This window comes from Acetobacter tropicalis, assembly GCF_030644465.1.
Classification (GTDB): Bacteria; Pseudomonadota; Alphaproteobacteria; order Acetobacterales; family Acetobacteraceae; genus Acetobacter; species Acetobacter tropicalis.
Genome location: NZ_JAUYUW010000001.1, coordinates 2322503 through 2339681, shown reverse-complemented (window position 1 = coordinate 2339681; position 17179 = coordinate 2322503). Strand labels below are relative to the sequence as shown.

The following is a 17179-nucleotide window of genomic DNA, read 5'->3' as shown; positions in this document are numbered from 1 at the left end:
AAACCCGTCCCTTTCGGCTAACCCCGGCTTCGGGTGCGGCCTTTTTTGGGTTTGGGGTCATACCCTCCCCCTCCTGGCCCGAGGGGACGCGGAACCTGATCCTGCTTTTTGCGCCGTCCGGCTGGCTTTTTCCCGGCCGTAGATGTTGGCTGCGGAGGAGGCTCTATCCCCAGTTGCAGCGCTTCCAGCCGTTTGATTTCATCACGCAGGCGCGCTGCTGTTTCAAATTCCAGATTGGCGGCTGCCTCACGCATGCGCTTTTCAAGGCCAGCAATAGCGGCATCAAGATCCTGCCCTACAAATTCCGTCACACCCGTATCTTCATCCGGGGCGATGGTGACGTAATCCTGCTCAAAGACAGAAGAGACAATATCACTGATGTTTTTGCGCACGCTTTGCGGGGTAATGCCGTGCACTTCGTTCCATGCCATCTGCTTTTCACGCCTGCGGGCTGTTTCTTCCACCGCGTAACGGAGGGAATCCGTCATTTTATCGGCGTACAGCAACACCCTGCCTTCCACATTACGGGCAGCACGGCCAATGGTCTGGATCAGTGAGGTACGAGACCGCAGGAAACCTTCCTTATCCGCATCCAGAATAGCCACCAGCGAACATTCCGGAATATCCAGCCCCTCACGCAGAAGGTTGATCCCGATCAGAACGTCAAACGCCCCTACGCGCAGATCCCGGATAATTTCAATCCGTTCCAGCGTATCAACATCCGAATGCAGATAGCGCACACGGATACCGGCTTCATTCAGATAATCCGTCAGATCTTCCGCCATGCGTTTGGTAAGCGTTGTCACCAGAACACGGCCGCCTTTGGCAATGGTCAGACGACATTCTGCCAGAAGATCATCCACCTGATGCTCAACCGGACGGATATCCGTAACAGGGTCAATCAGCCCCGTCGGACGGATAACCTGCTCTGCAAATACACCGCCGGTACGTTCCATTTCCCACGGGCCGGGGGTGGCGCTGACAAACACGGTCTGCGGACGAAAGGTATCCCACTCCGCAAAATTGAGAGGCCGGTTATCAAGGCAGGAGGGCAGACGGAAGCCGAACTCCGCCAAGGTGGATTTACGCGCGTTATCCCCGCGCTCCATGCCCCCAATCTGGGGCACGGTCACATGGCTTTCATCCACAATCAGCAAAGCATCTTCAGGCAGATATTCAAACAGGGTTGGCGGTGGATCACCCGGTTCACGGCCAGACAGGTAACGGGAATAGTTTTCAATCCCTTTGCACACACCTGTGGTTTCCAGCATTTCCAGATCAAAGGTAGTGCGTTGATCCAGCCGTTCTGCTTCCAGCAGTTTTCCCTGCTGCGTGAAACGATCAAGCTGTTCGCGCAGTTCCTGCTTGATGCCTTTGATAGCCTGATTGAGCGTGGGCCGAGGTGTCACATAGTGGCTGTTGGCGTAAATGGTGACTTCCTGCAGATCTGCCGTTTTTTCCCCTGTTAAGGGATCAAACTCGATAATGCCGTCAATTTCATCGCCAAACAGGGAAATGCGCCAGGCGCGGTCTTCATTCTGCACCGGAAAGACATCAATGGTCTCACCCCGCACGCGGAACGTGCCACGGGTAAACGCAGCATCATTCCGGCGGTATTGCAGTTCCACCAGACCGCGCACCAATCGGTCCCGATCAATCTCGCCACCCAATTCCAGCTTTACCACCATGCGGGAGTAGGTTTCGACCGACCCGATACCGTAAATGCAGGAAACGGATGCAACAATGATCACGTCATTCCGCTCCAGCAGCGCCTGCGTGGCGGCGTGGCGCATCCGGTCTATCTGTTCATTGATCTGACTATCTTTTTCAATATAGGTGTCAGACCGTGGCACATAGGCTTCCGGCTGATAATAATCATAGTAACTGACAAAATATTCGACCGCATTATTCGGGAAAAACTGCTTCATTTCCCCATAAAGCTGTGCAGCCAATGTCTTGTTGGGAGCCAGAATGAGGGTTGGCTTCTGGGTGGCCTCAATCATCTTGGCCATGGTGAAGGTCTTGCCGGAGCCCGTAACCCCCAGCAGTACCTGATCCCGCTCATTGGCCTCAACACCCTTCACCAGTTCCTTGATGGCCTGTGGCTGATCCCCGGCGGGTTCATATTCGGAAACCACTTCCATCCGCTTCAGCTTAGGCCGAGCCGCCTGTTTTTCCGGCTTGAACAGCACGGGCGGCAGTGCGGCTGCCTTTTCGCTCAGGGAGGGACGTTTCTTTCCCCGCGCTGCGGAGGAAGAGGAACGGGATGCAGACTGTGTGGCCATAGAAAGCAAGATGGGGCACAGCGCGGCCTCCCGCAAGGGCTGCCCCGCTCCACCGCGCCAAAAACTGCCTTACTGCATATGAAAGAGCATGCGTGAAAGGGGGGTGTGGGAAAGCACAATCACCACCATACCAAGAACAATGGCAATACGACCGCCAATAAAGGCACACGCCTGAGAGAGTTCATCTCGACTGGCCATGTCCATAAAGCGATCAATACCTGAAAAACCGCTTGCTGTGCGGTTGCTACGATACCGGGCCAGTTCATCATCTGAAAGTCCGGCATAGGAAAACAGCGCGGCGCTGTATGCGTCCAGATCATCCTTGCGATAATGAGGCGTAGCACCGCCCTGCCTGACGCGGGCCGGGCCACCGCCAAACAGCGCCAGAATCTGCAACCGTTTTTCAGAAACCCCCAGATAGCCAGCCGCCTGCTGGCTGCTCAGAACCTGCTGAAGCGGGAACTGGAAGACCGTTCCCGGTTGTTCTGGCGCTTCAGGAAGGGTGGAGGGGTCTTTCATTCCTGACAGCTTGCGGAAAAGCGGCTTGCCGAGTCAACGTTAAACCCCGGACGCCAGCCCTGCGACCACGGCGGGTCTTACAGCAAGCCCATATGGAAGGGGCCCGCTGCCGGGGCCCCTTCCTGCCACTCCCTCAGGCGCGTGCGGGCGGTGCCATGAACTCCGGTCCTACCGGGTCCGTAATGTCACGGGTCAGGATGGCGTCAATCTCTTTCATGTCCGCTTCATCCAGCTTCCAGTCCAGAGCATCATCCACACCACTGATCTGTTCGGGCTTTCTTGCGCCCCACAAAGCAATGGTCGGCCCACGGTCCAGCACCCAGCGAATCGCCAGCGCCAGCATGCTCTTGCCGTGCTTGTCTGCAATGGCTTTGAGGTCTGCCACCGCCTTCAGATACTGGTCAAAGCGCGGCTCTTTGAATTTGGGGTCGGTCTTGCGCAGATCATCCCCTTCAAATTTCCGGTCAGCCGTCATGCGGCCAGACAGCAGCCCCCGGCAAAGAGGACCATATGCCAGCACCACAAGCTTGTTCTGAATGGCATACAGCAGCACATCCTTTTCAATCTCGCGCTCAAACAGGTTGTAAGGCGGCTGCACTGCGGCAAGTGGAGCCACCTTGCGGAATTCATCCATCTGAGCAGGCGAGAAGTTACTTACGCCCAGAGCCCGCACCTTGCCATCCGTGACAATCTGCTCAAGCGCCCGCGCTGTCTCTTCAATCGGCGTTTTGGGGTCGGGCCAATGCACCTGATAAAGATCAATATGGTCCGTGCGCAGCCGCCGCAGAGAGTCTTCCACTTCCTGTTTGATACGCTCTGGCCGGCTATCACGGAACACCTTGCCGTCCTGCCAGTTCAGGCCGACTTTAGTAGCCAGAATCACGCGGTCCCGTTTGCCTTCCAGCGCCCGGCCAATCACATCTTCTGAATGACCAAAGCCGTAAACGGGAGCGGTATCAATAACATTGATGCCAAGATCAAGCGCCTTATCAATGGTTCTGGCGGCATTCTCATCATCCGGTCCGCCCCACATGGCCCCGCCAATAGCCCATGTTCCAAGGGCGATGCGTGAGGCCGGTTTGGCCAGACCGGGGATAGAAAGCATTTCTGCCGTCATTCCTGAGAACTCCCAACAAATATAAACTGCAACTTTATCCGTTCTTTATCAGCAAGATAAGGGCGGAGAAACCCAAAGCCTAAACCTCTCCTCCGTGATAAGTTGCATGGCAAATATGGGAGGCTGCCATACAGGCAATTTTCCAGAAACATGAGTCTCAAAAGACATACCGTGTGGCTGGAACAGGTTGACCGAAACGCAGCACCCAAACGGGCTGGCTTTGCCGGTCAGCCTTCTCCCCTTACCCGGCCTTCCTCGCCTGACAGACCTTCTGACTTTTTGATCAATCAGCCTTACCTTCTATACTCCCCTCCGTAAGCCCCTGTTGAATGATCTGTCTGATAGAGACGTAATGACCCAAACACCTCCCTTTATGCCCCGTGCGGGGGTTCTTGCCGTAGTACGTCGCGGTTCCGATTTCCTGTTGGTCAGACGGGCCAACCCGCCGGATGCCGGACTATGGGGATTTCCCGGTGGGCGCATTGAAGCAGGCGAGACCCTGCTTCAGGCAGCAGAACGGGAACTGCTTGAAGAAACCGGAATGTGCGCCAAAGCCACACATGTGGCTGATGTGTTTGATAGCCTGCACTACGGCCCGGATGGCGCACTGCTGTTCCATTACATCATTATCGCCGTGTGCTGCACAGAATCAGCACCAACATTGCAGACCCCGTGTGCGGGCGATGATGCTCTCGAAGCCCGCTGGTTTTCCTATAAGGACATGACTGCGTTGGGTGCTGCAGCCAGCAAGCGCGTCGCCACCCTTGCCAAGCATGTGCTGCAAGAAGCACAGATCCACGAAAACCAGTTATAATCCGGTGTGAAAAATCTGCACCGTGCCACAGACGAGAAATTTTTAGGGCTGGGGAAAAGATTTTTACAAGCCACGTGCAGACAGAGGCATCATCAAGGCACCAGCCTATCAGACGCAAAAAGCGGAGTAGTCTGATCAGACAGGCTTTGCATGCAATCTGTCTGGCAGCTTTTCAGTAGAAAATCCGTCTTGCTGTGCGGGCCACTCTGCGTTTCCAGATAAAGAACACAGCCAGAATAGCGGCCGCATACAGGCCGCCCATAACACTCATGGACAGCGGTAAGCCCGGCACAAGATAGGTGGGAGCATCGCAGGGTTTGGAGGGGCGCAACGGCATGGATGCCAAGCGTTCTGCCATGGTGCGGCCGGTGATATGCGGTGCATGGCACCCCGGTAACGGGCTGGGCCACCATTGCCACTCTACCCCGGCGTGGCACGCAGCCAGCCCGACTGATGCCAGAAGAACAGGCACAGCCAGCCACAGCACCGGACCACCCGCCGCACCCGGCAGAACAATATCGATAATGCCAATCAGAATGAGAATGCGCCACGGCCAGCGTTCTACCAGACACAACTCACACGGCATGATTTGCAGAACATGTTCCACCCACCATGCTACGCCCAGCGCCAGCCCTCCGGCCAACGCCAGAAATAGTCCCATTTTCCGATTAACCAGCGCAGCCTTCACCCGCGTTTCACCTTTGCTAATGTACTTATGAAATCCCGCGCCCAGCTTCCGGCCGTAACCCGCCAGACATCAGGCTGCAACAAAGCCCATCGGGAGCGGCGTTCCGCTTGCGGCATGGCCAGCGCCTTGTGCAATGCCTCGGCTATTTCATCCGCATCATGCGGATTGACCAGCAGAGCATCTTCCATTTCAGGAGCAGCACCCGCAAAATGTGAAAGGATCAGTACGCCAGGGTCGTCCTTGTTCTGTGCCGCCACGTATTCCTTTGCCACAAGATTCATACCGTCCCGCAAAGGGGTTACCAACGCAACATTGGCCAGCCGGTAGAAGGCCGCAAGCAAATGGCGTGGCACCGGGTGCGTGATGTACCGCACCGGCGTCCAGTCAAAATCCCCATAGCTGCCGTTAATGCGGCCAACGGCCTCGTCCAGTCCTTGCTTGAGCAGACGGTATTCCTCAACATCCCCACGGGAAACTGGCGCAATTTGCAGGTAAACAACCTTGCCCCGGTGTTCAGGGTAGCGCTGAAGAAAGGTTTCATATCCTTTCAGACGCTCAGGCAATCCCTTTGAATAATCCAGCCGGTCCACACCAATAATCAGCGGTTTTCCTGCCAGGCTTTCACGCAGACGCTCCACCTCCGCCACATTTTCTCCAGCCTTGGCCTGCTCGGCAAAGCTTTCCGGATCAATGCCTATGGGGAAGACCTGCGCCCGCGCCTTCACACCGCAGATGGAAAAACCATCATTCATGTTACGCGCATCATCTTCTGTCTGTAGGCCGATAACATCATAGGCCTGCATGTTTTGCATAAGCCTTGCCCCGCCCGGCAGGGCCTTCATCAGGCTCCATGGCGGGAAAGGAATATGCAGGAAGAAGCCTATGGGAGATGTCACGCCCAGATCACGCAATGCCTGCCCTAACGGAAACAGGTGGTAATCATGAATCCAGATCAGATCATCAGGTTTTAAAAGCGGCAGAAGCTTCTGGGCAAACAGTTCGTTCACGCTCAGATAAACTTCTCGATCTTTCCGGTTATATTCCATCAGACCTGCACGGTAATGGCAGAGCGGCCATAGGATGGCGTTGGAATATTTCTGATAGAACCCGTCAAACTCGGCGTGAGTCAGATCTATCGTGGCGTAGGTCACATTTTCCACATGATCGATGCTGACATCGCGGTCTTCCTGCTCATGCTCGGAAATCTGCTGGCCAGACCACCCGAACCACAGGCATTGCCCTTCACTCAGTGCATCGCGCAAGGCAACGGCAAGGCCGCCTGCGGGCTGATGCCGGTCACGCGGGGCAGGAACGCGGTTGGATACAACAACAAGACGCCCCATGCCTTAGAGCTCCTTTCCAACCAGTGTTCCCAACCAGTCCCGAAACGCTGCGGGAGTTGGAAAGTCGGTTGGAATCCGCAATCCGGCTCCGCCTAGTCTCTTCGCAGCGGCAATGCCGTCTTCATCCGTCACGTCATCACCCACAAAAACAGGTTTCCGGCCCGCAAAAGGGGCAGCTTCCATCAAGCTGGACACGGCATACCCTTTGTCCACTCCTGCCGGACGGATTTCCCACGCCATTTTGGCGGCCTGCAAATGGAAGGCTCCGTTTGCTTCCCGCATCCAGCCCTCGGCGGCCTCCCGAAATACGTTTCCTGCTTCCGGCACGGCGCGATAATGCAGCACAAACCCCGCCTGCTTGTGTTCAAGCCGGGAACCGGGCCATGCCTCTACCAGTTTTCGGGCTGCAACCAGCCAGTTTTGGGGGATGGCAGGCAGAGCAACTCGTTCGATCGGCCCACCGGGACGGTGCCGAACGGCTACCCCGTGCTCGCCCGCCACGGCAAACGGTACATCACCAAGAAAATGGTCAATCTGATCAATCGGGCGGCCGGAGATAACCGCAAGGGCATCACCACACGCGGCCCGCAGGCTGCGCAATGTTTCCAGCAGCCCATTTGGCACCACTACGGAATCAGGCGTGGGTGCAATATCAACCAGTGTTCCGTCAAAATCGAATAAAAAAGCCGCCTCCTTCACGGGGGGAACCTGAAGGCGAAATTCATTACTGGAAAAAGTACGGACCACGTGCACCTCGTCTTACTGTCTTTTCAGGCTCCATCCCCCGCCTTCAGGGTCGTCAGAGCCTGTTGCTGAACGATGCCGGAGCCAACGGCTGACGACAACCACCCCGCACGGCAGGGCTGGTCATGCATTCTGTGGACACACTATGGAGAAAATGCGTCCTTAACCTTAATATTCGCCGCCATATTCAGGTGTGGCTGGTGTCTGGTTCTGGCCCGCGGGCGCTGCTCCAGTAGAGGGAGCCTGCCCGCCTGCTCCGCCATCACTCCCGGTAGAAGGAGGGGTGGCACCAGAAGGTTGCGTCAGCACCGGCACGCTTGGTGTGGGCAGTGGCGGCGCAGCAGGGGCAACATTATCCCCTTCACACCGCACCATCCGCACATCGTACACAGCACTTTCAAACACACCCAAAGCAGGTTCCGCCGCCAGCATCCAGCCTTTGAACGTTGCCCCATCCGGGTGCGTGTCATGCAACTCCAGCCAGCCTGCGGCATCCGGAGATAATGTTTGCGGCCGTTCCAGGCAACGACCCGCTGATATCTCTAAACTCTTGTAATGTGCAGTCGTTCCAACCGGAACCGAGATCACTTCCACATGAGCATCCAGCCGATCAAGCACACGCACAACGGCGGTCGCTTTCCCCTGCCATGTGTTGGGTGGATAAATAGCCGGAGGGGCAAGCGGCGTGCCGACGGCATGAGCGACGGAAACAGCGCCTACGGCCGCGCTGCCGACCATGACACAGGCAAGGGCGATCTTGCGCAAAATGTGTGTGCTTTTCATGCGCTACTCCCCCGGCGGGGGGAGACAAGAGCCGTTACAAGATCAGCCAGCCGGTCACGCATCACCTGTTCACTTACCCCCATTAAAACCGCATCCTCAAACGCATCACGCAGAACGTCCTGCACTTCCTGCCAGTTTTCTTCCAGCACCTTTAATTTTTCCACGCAGGAAACGGGTTGCCCGTCGTCCTGCGGCCAGATTTCAGGGGTTTTCATCTCGCTATTTTTCTCCACAGCCGCGCACACCAGGCGTTCTGCCTCAAGGCAGATCACCCTTCCCCGCATCAGCCGGGGCAGCGGGTTGATCCTTGGCCGCATCCTTGTTGGCGCGGGTCAGTGTGTCCGTTACAGAGAAAATAAATTTGCTCAGCAGTTGTTCAAGACTGATCGAACCCTGGGTCTGATTAACCATGGCGTTCGGTTTCAGGGTTTGATCATCCCCACCAGGAGAGAGGGCAATGTATTTACCGCCCAGAAGACTATCACTGGTGATGATGGCAGCACTATCCGTTGGCAATTTGATATCGGGCCGCACGGTAAAGGTGACTTCCGCCTTGTAGGTCGTGGGATCAACCCGTTCCTGGACCACCTGCCCAACGGTAACACCCGCCAGCCGCACATCCGAACCCACGCCCAACCCGTCTATGTGGGAAAAGCTGGCATGAAGCGGATAACCCGTACTATCGGTTTTCCGGCCTTCCCCTACCACAGCGGCCACAAGCATGAGGGCGAGGGCAATCAGCACGACCACACCCGTTATGAGTTCAACCGAATTCCGCCGTGCGGTTACTGATGTCACTGAAGCCATAAATCCTGTTGCACTCCCTGCTCTGGATTTTCCTCTTAGCAGGGAATGCGTCCGAGATCACGCATCCGGCGTCCAGGCGTCATAATCTCCTGTGGCAGGAGGTTTCTGCCCGCTGCTGTATGCACTGCCCGGCGGGCTATAGCGCTGCGCCGTGCCGGTCATGTTGGGTTGGTACGGAAGCTGCCATGGCTTGCGCTCTTCATCAGGAATGGGCGCATCCAGCGTATGGTGCAGCCACCCCCACCATTCCGGCGGCACGGCGGAAGGATCTTCCCCTTTCAGGTAGATCACCCACCGTTCAGGCCGGTCAAGCCCGCCGCCACGGCGTGCGGGGCCGGTCGATTCGTAATAGCAGCGCCCTTGGGCGTCCTTGCCAACCAGCCGCCCTTTGCGGCGCGTGTACAGCCGTGTTCCGATATTTGCCATGAACGGGATGATAAAACCGCTGGCAAGGCGCGGTCCATGCCTTTTGGCCGCCTGTTCGATCAACTGCGCTCGATTGGAAAAAAGTTATCCCCCATATCCTCATTATACCGGGGTCTGTATAATCTGCAGAGGGGTCTGACCGGGTTCCATCGGCCTGTGCACAGGGCGTAAACTGCGGGCATGACAAGAGCCAGACGCCATTGGAACGGTGTGCTCATGAGCACACTACAGGCCGCAGCAGACCCGGATGCTCCTTTCCGCTCCGTAACGCTGCCCGCTGAGTGGGATACCGACGCAGCTTCTGCGCTGGCCCAGCTCATACCCGGCACGGACGCAATAGACCTCCCGCGCACGGCCTCGCGCTGGGTGGACGCCCTGACACAGGATGACGCCACTGCGCGGTCTCTCATCTGGCTTCTGCTCATGCGTCAGGCGGCTCCGACAGAAGCCGTCTGGGCATGTGAGTTCGATCGACCACCGGGCTTTGTGCTCAATCTGGCCGCTTTTGTCTCTCCGGGGGAAGGGTTTGCCGCAGAAACCTTTGTGGCGGCCCTGCGTCTGCTCTCCCGCGTGCTGCGTGATGCCTCCCACACCATGGGCAACCAGCGCAACGGCGAGCTGCCGCTGCCTGATCTGTTTGCACCCCAGTCTGAAAACACTCAGCCTGCCGTCAAGAGCTCTGATGTGGATGGCGCAGGCACTGCCCCGCCCTGTGCCGGGGACATCCTGCTGACCAATCTGGATGCGTGTCTGGCTGGAGTAGGGCTGGACTATGATAGTGAAGATGGTCGTGCCGCCGCATGCGCCATTGCCACACTGGCAACGCTGACAGCCCATTCCGGCTGTGGCCCCGAGTCCCTGCCCCTTCCGCCTGTGCGGACCGTTTTGCCGGGCCTGAGCGAAACACTCCGGGCCGTGTGGAATGAAGCTGCGGTAGAAACTGAAAATCCGCTTGAAGCCATTGAAACCGGCTTCTCCACCTCCGGGCCAGTCGATGGTGTGCTGGGCGTGGAAGCGTGCGGCCTTGCTCCCGTTTTCTCCCTGCTGCGCCCGGATGGACGGCTGGCTCAAAGCACCGTCAACCGGTTGGAGGCCCGAGGCTTCACCACAGAAACCGCTCTGGCGGCTGCGCTGGCTGGGGAAACCGTACTGCCCTTGCCTGGGCCCACCGCGCACATGGCCATGTATCGGGCGCTGACCGGCTTTATTGACCGCATGCCAGCACGGCCAGACCCGGCCGCCCAGCCGCTACGCCGCAAGCTGGAACGCGGAATGCGCCGTGCGCTGCCCCACCGCCACGGCGGCTTTACCCAGAAAACAGCCATTGGCGGCCACCGCCTGTTCCTGCGTACTGGAGAGTATGAAGACGGAACGCTGGGCGAACTGTCCCTCACCCCCACGCGGGAGAGTGCCATGGTGAAAGGGCTGATGGAAAGCTTTGGGGAAGCCGTGAGCATTGGCCTGCAATATGGTGCGCCGCTGGAAGAATATGTGAACAGCTTTGCCTATTCCTGCTTCGGCCCCTCCGGCACGGTGGAAGGCGACCCTGTGGCCACCTACGCCACTTCCATGCTGGATTATGCCTTTCGCGCTTTGTCTGAAGCCTATCTGGGTAAAAAGCTGCCCGATGGCCCCCATCAGGACATGCAGGGCGAGCCTGATCCGTTGTTGCCGCTTGATTTCCCGGCGGATGAGAGCGACCCTGCCCCCCGCAAACGAGGCAGCCTGCGGCTGGTTGTCAGCTAACGGAACTCTGGCCCCGGCGCTGCCCTGCTACTCTGTTGCGGGTGATACGCTGGAGCCAGACGGAGCAGTTTTCTATCGCCGGCTCTCCCTTTCGGGACCGGCTTTTAGCCTGCCGGGGCAGCCTCTTTTCCCGCCGCATGCGCCTTTGATGGTGCACGCGGCACCCTGAACGGAGATGATTGTATGAGCACCACCCCTGAAGCACGTCTGGCCGCACTGGGTATCACCCTGCCCACACCCGCTGCTCCTGTTGCCAACTATGTAGCGACCGTGCAGACTGGCAACCTGCTGGTTCTATCCGGCCAGTTACCCATGGTTGACGGCAAGCTGTTCGCCACAGGCAAGCTGGGTGGCGCGGTATCTGTCGAAACCGCCGTTGAAGCTGCCCGCTACAGCATGATCAACGTGATCGCACAGGTTAAGGCCGCCGTAGGTGACCTCAGCCGTGTGAAACGCGTGGTGCGTCTGGGCGGATTTATTGCCTGCACGCCAGATTTTACGGCTCATGCATCCGTCATGAATGGTGCCTCTGATCTGGCCGTGGATGTATTTGGTAATGCTGGCCGCCATGCCCGCTCCACCGTGGGTGTGCCATCCCTGCCGCTGGATGCCCCGGTTGAAGTGGAAGGGTTGTTCGAAATCGACTGATTGAGAGGATGCGCCATGCCGGACTGGTCTGTTTCACTCCACGACGGCATCCATTCCCTCACGGCAGAGGCGTGGGATGCCTGCGCGGGGTCAGATAACCCGTTTGTCAGCCACGCCTTTCTCTCTGCGCTGGAAGACAGTGGTTCTGTCTCCCGCCGCACGGGCTGGATGCCCCGGCATGTCAGCCTGCACGCCCCGGATGGCACCCTGGCGGCCGTCTGCCCCGCTTACCTGAAAGGGCATTCCTGGGGCGAATATGTGTTTGACCAAGGCTGGGCCCGCGCTTTTGAAGCCGCAGGCGGCCAGTATTATCCCAAACTGCAAGTTGCCGTTCCTTTTACCCCTGCACCCGGCCCGCGCCTGCTTGTGCACCCTGATGCTCCCCCGGAAGCTGCAGCCGTGCTGGCAGATGCCCTGCGCCAGATCTGTGGCGATACCGGCCTTTCTTCCGTCCATGTCACTTTCTGTCAGGAGCAGGAAAGCGCCCTGATGGCCAAACGTGGCTGGCTGCATCGGCTGGGGCTGCAATATCACTGGCATAACCGGGGTTATCAGAGCTTTGAGGATTTTCTTGAGGCACTCTCATCCCGCAAACGCAAGGTCCTGCGGCGCGAGCGGCGAGACGCCAATACGGCAGGCCTCACCTTTCATACCCTGCGCGGGAACGACATTACCAAACCCGAGTGGGATGCGTTCTACAGATTTTACCAGAACACGGTGGACCGCAAATGGGGTAGCGCCTACCTCACCCCTGCTTTCTTTCCTCTGCTTTCAGAACGGCTGGGAGAACGGGTTGTGTTGATGGTAGCGCGCAACGGGCAGGAAACCGTTGCCGCCGCCCTGAACCTGCTGGGCAAAGATACTCTGTACGGACGCAACTGGGGCTGCACGGGCAACTGGCCGTTCCTGCATTTTGAACTCTGCTATTACCGCGCCATAGACTTTGCCATCGCACATGGGCTGAAACGAGTAGAAGCCGGCGCACAGGGGGAGCACAAGATCCAGCGCGGTTATGTGCCCAGCCTCACCCATTCCGCCCACTGGATTGAAAACCCCTCCTTTCGGGCCAGTGTGGCGAACTTTCTGGAACACGAACGCTTAGCAATGACGGAAGAAGCCCAGGCGCTGGGCCAGCTTTCCCCCTATCGGCAGGATAACGCCGCAGAATAAGGGAGCCCGACACATGTAGCGGCTGCCGGTTTATCCCTGCTGCCCTGACATGCGCGCAGAAAACTGCGGCTGTACCGGGCTGCGGCATTGTCCCGAGGTGTTTTTTTGCGTATGCCTCCAACACTTCAGACCGCCCCTTCCCGATTAGACTGGCAGCAGGAACGATGAGCGCATCCTCTCCCCTTTCTTCCGACCATCAAGCCTCCCTGATTGATGGCAAAGGCTTTGCCGCCTCCCTTCGCGCTCAGATCCGCGATGATGTGCGTACTTTCCATGATCAGTACGGCGTCACGCCGGGGCTGGCTGTCATTCTGGTAGGGAATGATCCGGCCAGCGAAGTCTATGTGCGCAACAAGGCTATCCAGACTCATCATGCAGGCATGCGCTCCTTCATGCACATGCTGCCGGAAACAACCTCTGAAACCGAACTTCTGGCGCTGATTGAACGCCTGAACAACGATCCGGAAATTCATGGCATTCTGGTTCAGCTTCCGCTGCCCAAAGGGCTGGACGCGCGGCGTGTGACCAATGCCATCCGCCCCGAAAAGGATGTGGATGGACTGGGAGAAACCAACGCAGGGCGTCTGGCAATCGGGCTCCCCGGTCTTGTGCCCTGCACCCCGCTGGGCTGCTTGCTCCTGCTGAAAGACCAGTTGGGAGACATGCACGGCCAGCACGCCGTGGTGATTGGTGCATCCAATCTGGTCGGCAAGCCGCTGGCCCTGCTGTTGTTGGCCGAAGGCTGCACGGTCTCTATCGCGCATATCCATACGCGGGATACCGCTGCATTGGCCCGGCAGGCCGACATTCTGGTTGTGGCCACCGGGGTACGTGAACTGGTACGGGGTGACTGGATCAAACCGGGAGCCACAGTGATTGACGTGGGCATCACCCGCGTCACGCTGGAGAACGGCAAAACCCGGCTGGTCGGCGATGTTGTATTTAACGAAGCCGTCAAAGTGGCTGGCCGTATCACGCCAGTACCGGGTGGCGTCGGCCCCATGACCATTGCCTGCCTACTGAAAAATACTCTCACGGCTGCGCGCCTTCTGGTAACGGGAAAACCGGAATGAGCCTTTCACGCCTCTCCGTTGAACTGATCCCCCGCAGCACGGAAGCCTTGCTGGACGATGTTGCCAGCGTAAAGGCTCTGTTTCCCGCAGCCGATACGCTGAACGTGCCGGATCTGATGCGCTTTCCGCTGCGCAGTTGGGATGCTGCTGCCTTGATCCGCCCCCACTTTGCGCGGGTTGTCCCCCACATCCGGGCGATTGATGTCGCTCCAGATGCCCCTCTGCCCGGCGCAGATCAGCCGGGGCTTGAAGACGTGTTGGTGGTGCACGGAGATCCGCCGGCAGATCTGTCCCACCGCACCTACCCCAACAGCACGGAAAGCATTATCCGCCGCTACAAAAAGGAAGCGCCTCACCTGCGCATTTATGCGGCATTTGATCCTTACCGCCGTGCGCCATGGCAGGAACTGGAGGACGTTGCCCGCAAGAAAGAGGCCGGGGCGGAAGGATTCTTCACCCAACCCGTGTTTGACCTGAAACTGTTTGACCTCTGCCGCGAATGGCTGCGGGATGAAACCGTGTTCTGGGGCTTGTCTCCCGTTATCGGCCCACGCTCACGCTCTTATTGGGAAACCACCAACCATGTGGTGTTCCCAAAGGATTTTGAACCCACGCTGGAGGCCAATATCCATTTTGCCCAGACCGTATTACGGCACCTCTCGCAGGAAAAAGGGCGGGCTTATCTGATGCCGCTTCGCGTAAAACTGGATCAGTATCTGCCACCGCTGTTAGAGGCACTGGCATAAAGGCAGGTCTGTTCTTTCTGACTGCACACAAAAACAGTCTGACCTGATAAAATTTCTCTTTCACGAACGCCGTTTCAGGATAAAGTTTTGAAATGGCGTTTTTTCTTCTCTCATGGCATGGCGCGCTGGTGGGTTACACAGGCCTGCACATGCATCCCGCTTCCTTCACGGATGTTCTGTTCCGTGCGGTCTCCCCTGTCGTTTTACATGATGATGGCGCAGTAGAGCCGTGTGACGCCTTTACAAAAGTCGTTCCGGTCGACTCAATTCCAAACAGACCGCTTATCGCGCTAAAGGCAAACGCGCATTACCTCTCCAGCCGCGGGCTCGACAAACTTGACGCCGCACCCATTTGCGCTGCCTGGGAACATTTTCTGGCCATCCCCACCACGCTTCTTCCCCTTCTGAAAGATCTGACGACCCGGGACTGGCACGAAAACGGTCGCTGGGTTGGACGGGCCGTATGCCACGAACACCATGTTCATCTGGGAGACCACAAGTGGCCTGCTGAAGCCCTTCAGGCCGAACGGAAGGGGGATACACTCACCCTATGGAGCGAAGACTCTGATCAACGGGTAACGTTGACACAATGCCCCTCCCGCACCCTTTCCGCGTTGTTGGAAACACTGACAGAGCGGCTACAGATGGGGGAAATCCGCCCCAGTCAGCGCACCCCATGGGCCGTATCTGAAGAATTACGTGAACATATCCTCAAGGTTTGTGTGAATCCGGGGGATACCGGGTATCTGCTTCATCTGGCGCGCGAGTGTGGCTTTTTTGAACTCTGGGATTTGGCAGCGGGCCTCCTCTCCTGCGCACGCACGCAGGATACCAACCCGGATCTGATCTATTACGCCGCCATTCTGGCCCTGCGCACCAAAGAGTATGAAACGGCCGCGCAACTTCTGCACGAGGCCCTGACGACCCGTTTCCCCGACATCACTCTGGAACGAATTCAACCTTTGCTCACTCGGCTGAAAGGGGGGGAAGACGCTCTGCTGGATTTACCCAGGCAATTGCGCCGCATGGGCCTATCCATGTTTGACGGACTTTTTAACCAGCTTCTTGTTCCCATGCCGTTGGCACGCCAGAATGGCCACGACCTACGCCAAGCCTACAGCGAACGGTTTGAAGAAACCTGCACAGGCCAAAGTATTCCGCATCGCCTCAAACTTCTGGCCGCAGAAGCCCATCTCAATGGCATCAGCTATTGGGAGGAAGTGAACATGGCGCATGCAAGCTGGCTGGCGGGCCTGTGCAGAGAAGCCGATACCCATTATGCAAATGCAAAAGCCTTGGCGATTGAGACGAAGATTAATCCCATTCATTATAATTGTGGAGTCTTCTCCTGGTTGAGTGAGGGTGAATGCAATTCACTCTCCTCCCGCGCCGTGCCAGACCGCCTTGGCGTATCTGATTGGAAATGGCATTTCAGCCCGGAAGAAAACGCCGCCGCCATCCCTCCGGCCCTGGGTCTCGTCTTTGGGTGTGATTCCAAATATTTCCGCTTCATTCCCAAGCTGATCCTCTCCCTTGTCCGGGCCTGTCGCGCCGATCCATCAGGGGGTGCCATTCACCTCTTTATCGGGGTGGAACAACCCACCATGGAGCAGTTGACGTTCCTGACAACGGTTTCAGAATGGCTGGCCACGCATGACCCAAAGGTCAAGCTGAGCTTTGCTCACGGCACGCTGACATATCGAGATGGCGCAACTTACACAGCCATACGGTATCTGATGCTGCCTGAAATTGTGGCCCGCTTCCGGTGCCCGCTTATCACGGCAGATTGTGACGGCTACTTCCCGGCAGACTTCGTGGCCTTGTGGCGGCAGATGGCGGACTCATCCGATTACGGGTTCCGTCTGTACGCCTATAACCATGAAGGCAAACAGGTTATGGGCGAACCATGGGGATTTGGGGCTGGCATTTCCTATTTTGGAGAGCCCGACCTTCTGCCCCCCATTGCGCATTTTCTCAGTGACTACCTGAATACCGCCTATAGCCCCCAAAACCCCACCAACTGGTGTGTGGACCAGTGTGCGCTGGCCGCTGCCTTCCGGCGTTTTGTAGCCCCCCGCTGGAATGATCTGCGTATCAAATTCATGGATGAAGGGGCTCCCCTGATGGTCATGCCGCATCATGTGGGAGGGAAAGAGGCCCTGCTGAGCCATGACGGCAGCGTATCCATGGTGGATGTGGTGGTGGAACTGGCCCGCCACACTCCAGCTTCTGCCTCTTCTGTCTCGCTTTCATCCTGAAAAACAAAAAGG

Annotated in this window: 17 protein-coding genes; 7 read left to right on the top strand and 10 right to left on the bottom strand. The window is 57.7% G+C overall.

The window, feature by feature from the left end; translation table 11 throughout:
• Positions 1 to 17: 17 nt before the first annotated feature.
• From uvrB to QWU00_RS10635, 3 genes are all read right to left on the bottom strand, one after another.
• Positions 18 to 2285, bottom strand: a complete 2268-nt coding sequence (gene uvrB / locus QWU00_RS10645) for an excinuclease ABC subunit UvrB (protein WP_035382438.1) — start codon at positions 2283 to 2285, stop codon at positions 18 to 20.
• A gap of 69 nt (positions 2286 to 2354) precedes the next feature.
• Positions 2355 to 2804 carry a hypothetical protein gene (locus QWU00_RS10640; RefSeq protein ID WP_035382439.1) on the bottom strand — a complete coding sequence of 150 codons (450 nt, stop codon included), beginning with the start codon at positions 2802 to 2804 and terminating at the stop codon, positions 2355 to 2357.
• Positions 2805 to 2937: 133 nt separating this feature from the next.
• Positions 2938 to 3921 carry an aldo/keto reductase gene (locus QWU00_RS10635; RefSeq protein ID WP_035382440.1) on the bottom strand — a complete coding sequence of 328 codons (984 nt, stop codon included), beginning with the start codon at positions 3919 to 3921 and terminating at the stop codon, positions 2938 to 2940.
• Between the two features lie 352 nt (positions 3922 to 4273).
• Here QWU00_RS10635 and QWU00_RS10630 point away from each other — a divergent pair, with 352 nt between their 5' ends.
• Entirely contained in the window at positions 4274 to 4735 is a 462-nt protein-coding gene (locus tag QWU00_RS10630; protein WP_035382441.1) for an NUDIX hydrolase, read from the top strand.
• 172 nt (positions 4736 to 4907) lie between these two features.
• On the opposite strand, the gene QWU00_RS10625 is transcribed toward QWU00_RS10630, so the two are convergent.
• The 7 genes from QWU00_RS10625 to QWU00_RS10595 form a co-directional block, all read right to left on the bottom strand.
• Positions 4908 to 5423 (bottom strand): disulfide bond formation protein B, encoded by a 516-nt coding sequence (locus QWU00_RS10625; protein WP_187668606.1) that lies wholly within the window; start codon positions 5421 to 5423, stop codon positions 4908 to 4910.
• Positions 5420 to 6766 carry an alpha,alpha-trehalose-phosphate synthase (UDP-forming) gene (locus QWU00_RS10620; RefSeq protein ID WP_035382442.1) on the bottom strand — a complete coding sequence of 449 codons (1347 nt, stop codon included), beginning with the start codon at positions 6764 to 6766 and terminating at the stop codon, positions 5420 to 5422. The genes QWU00_RS10625 and QWU00_RS10620 overlap by 4 nt, the downstream gene beginning before the upstream one ends.
• A gap of 3 nt (positions 6767 to 6769) precedes the next feature.
• Positions 6770 to 7513: a trehalose-phosphatase gene (gene otsB / locus QWU00_RS10615; RefSeq protein WP_035382498.1), complete on the bottom strand. Its 744-nt coding sequence runs from the start codon at positions 7511 to 7513 to the stop codon at positions 6770 to 6772.
• Between the two features lie 165 nt (positions 7514 to 7678).
• Positions 7679 to 8293 carry a DUF2155 domain-containing protein gene (locus QWU00_RS10610; RefSeq protein ID WP_231551925.1) on the bottom strand — a complete coding sequence of 205 codons (615 nt, stop codon included), beginning with the start codon at positions 8291 to 8293 and terminating at the stop codon, positions 7679 to 7681.
• Entirely contained in the window at positions 8290 to 8508 is a 219-nt protein-coding gene (locus QWU00_RS10605) for a hypothetical protein (protein WP_035382500.1), read from the bottom strand. The genes QWU00_RS10610 and QWU00_RS10605 overlap by 4 nt, the downstream gene beginning before the upstream one ends.
• Positions 8509 to 8551: 43 nt before the next feature.
• A complete protein-coding gene (gene mlaD, locus QWU00_RS10600) occupies positions 8552 to 9100 on the bottom strand; it encodes an outer membrane lipid asymmetry maintenance protein MlaD (RefSeq protein WP_035382443.1) in 549 nt (182 codons plus the stop codon).
• A gap of 57 nt (positions 9101 to 9157) precedes the next feature.
• Positions 9158 to 9526, bottom strand: a complete 369-nt coding sequence (locus QWU00_RS10595) for an NADH:ubiquinone oxidoreductase subunit NDUFA12 (RefSeq protein WP_035382501.1) — start codon at positions 9524 to 9526, stop codon at positions 9158 to 9160.
• A 180-nt stretch (positions 9527 to 9706) separates the two neighbouring features.
• Between QWU00_RS10595 and QWU00_RS10590 the strand changes: the two genes are divergently transcribed.
• From QWU00_RS10590 to QWU00_RS10565, 6 genes are all read left to right on the top strand, one after another.
• Positions 9707 to 11272 (top strand): TSCPD domain-containing protein, encoded by a 1566-nt coding sequence (locus tag QWU00_RS10590; protein ID WP_035382444.1) that lies wholly within the window; start codon positions 9707 to 9709, stop codon positions 11270 to 11272.
• Positions 11273 to 11455: 183 nt separating this feature from the next.
• Complete coding sequence (locus QWU00_RS10585; protein WP_035382445.1) at positions 11456 to 11920, top strand: RidA family protein; 465 nt, start codon at positions 11456 to 11458, stop codon at positions 11918 to 11920.
• Between the two features lie 15 nt (positions 11921 to 11935).
• Positions 11936 to 13090, top strand: coding sequence for a GNAT family N-acetyltransferase (locus QWU00_RS10580; protein ID WP_035382446.1), 1155 nt, complete (start codon positions 11936 to 11938; stop codon positions 13088 to 13090).
• Positions 13091 to 13254: 164 nt separating this feature from the next.
• Positions 13255 to 14163, top strand: coding sequence for a bifunctional methylenetetrahydrofolate dehydrogenase/methenyltetrahydrofolate cyclohydrolase (locus QWU00_RS10575; RefSeq protein ID WP_006557117.1), 909 nt, complete (start codon positions 13255 to 13257; stop codon positions 14161 to 14163).
• Complete coding sequence (locus tag QWU00_RS10570) at positions 14160 to 14909, top strand: methylenetetrahydrofolate reductase (RefSeq protein ID WP_035382447.1); 750 nt, start codon at positions 14160 to 14162, stop codon at positions 14907 to 14909. The genes QWU00_RS10575 and QWU00_RS10570 overlap by 4 nt, the downstream gene beginning before the upstream one ends.
• Positions 14910 to 15001: 92 nt before the next feature.
• Positions 15002 to 17167, top strand: a complete 2166-nt coding sequence (locus tag QWU00_RS10565; RefSeq protein WP_052051579.1) for a hypothetical protein — start codon at positions 15002 to 15004, stop codon at positions 17165 to 17167.
• Positions 17168 to 17179 lie beyond the last annotated feature (12 nt).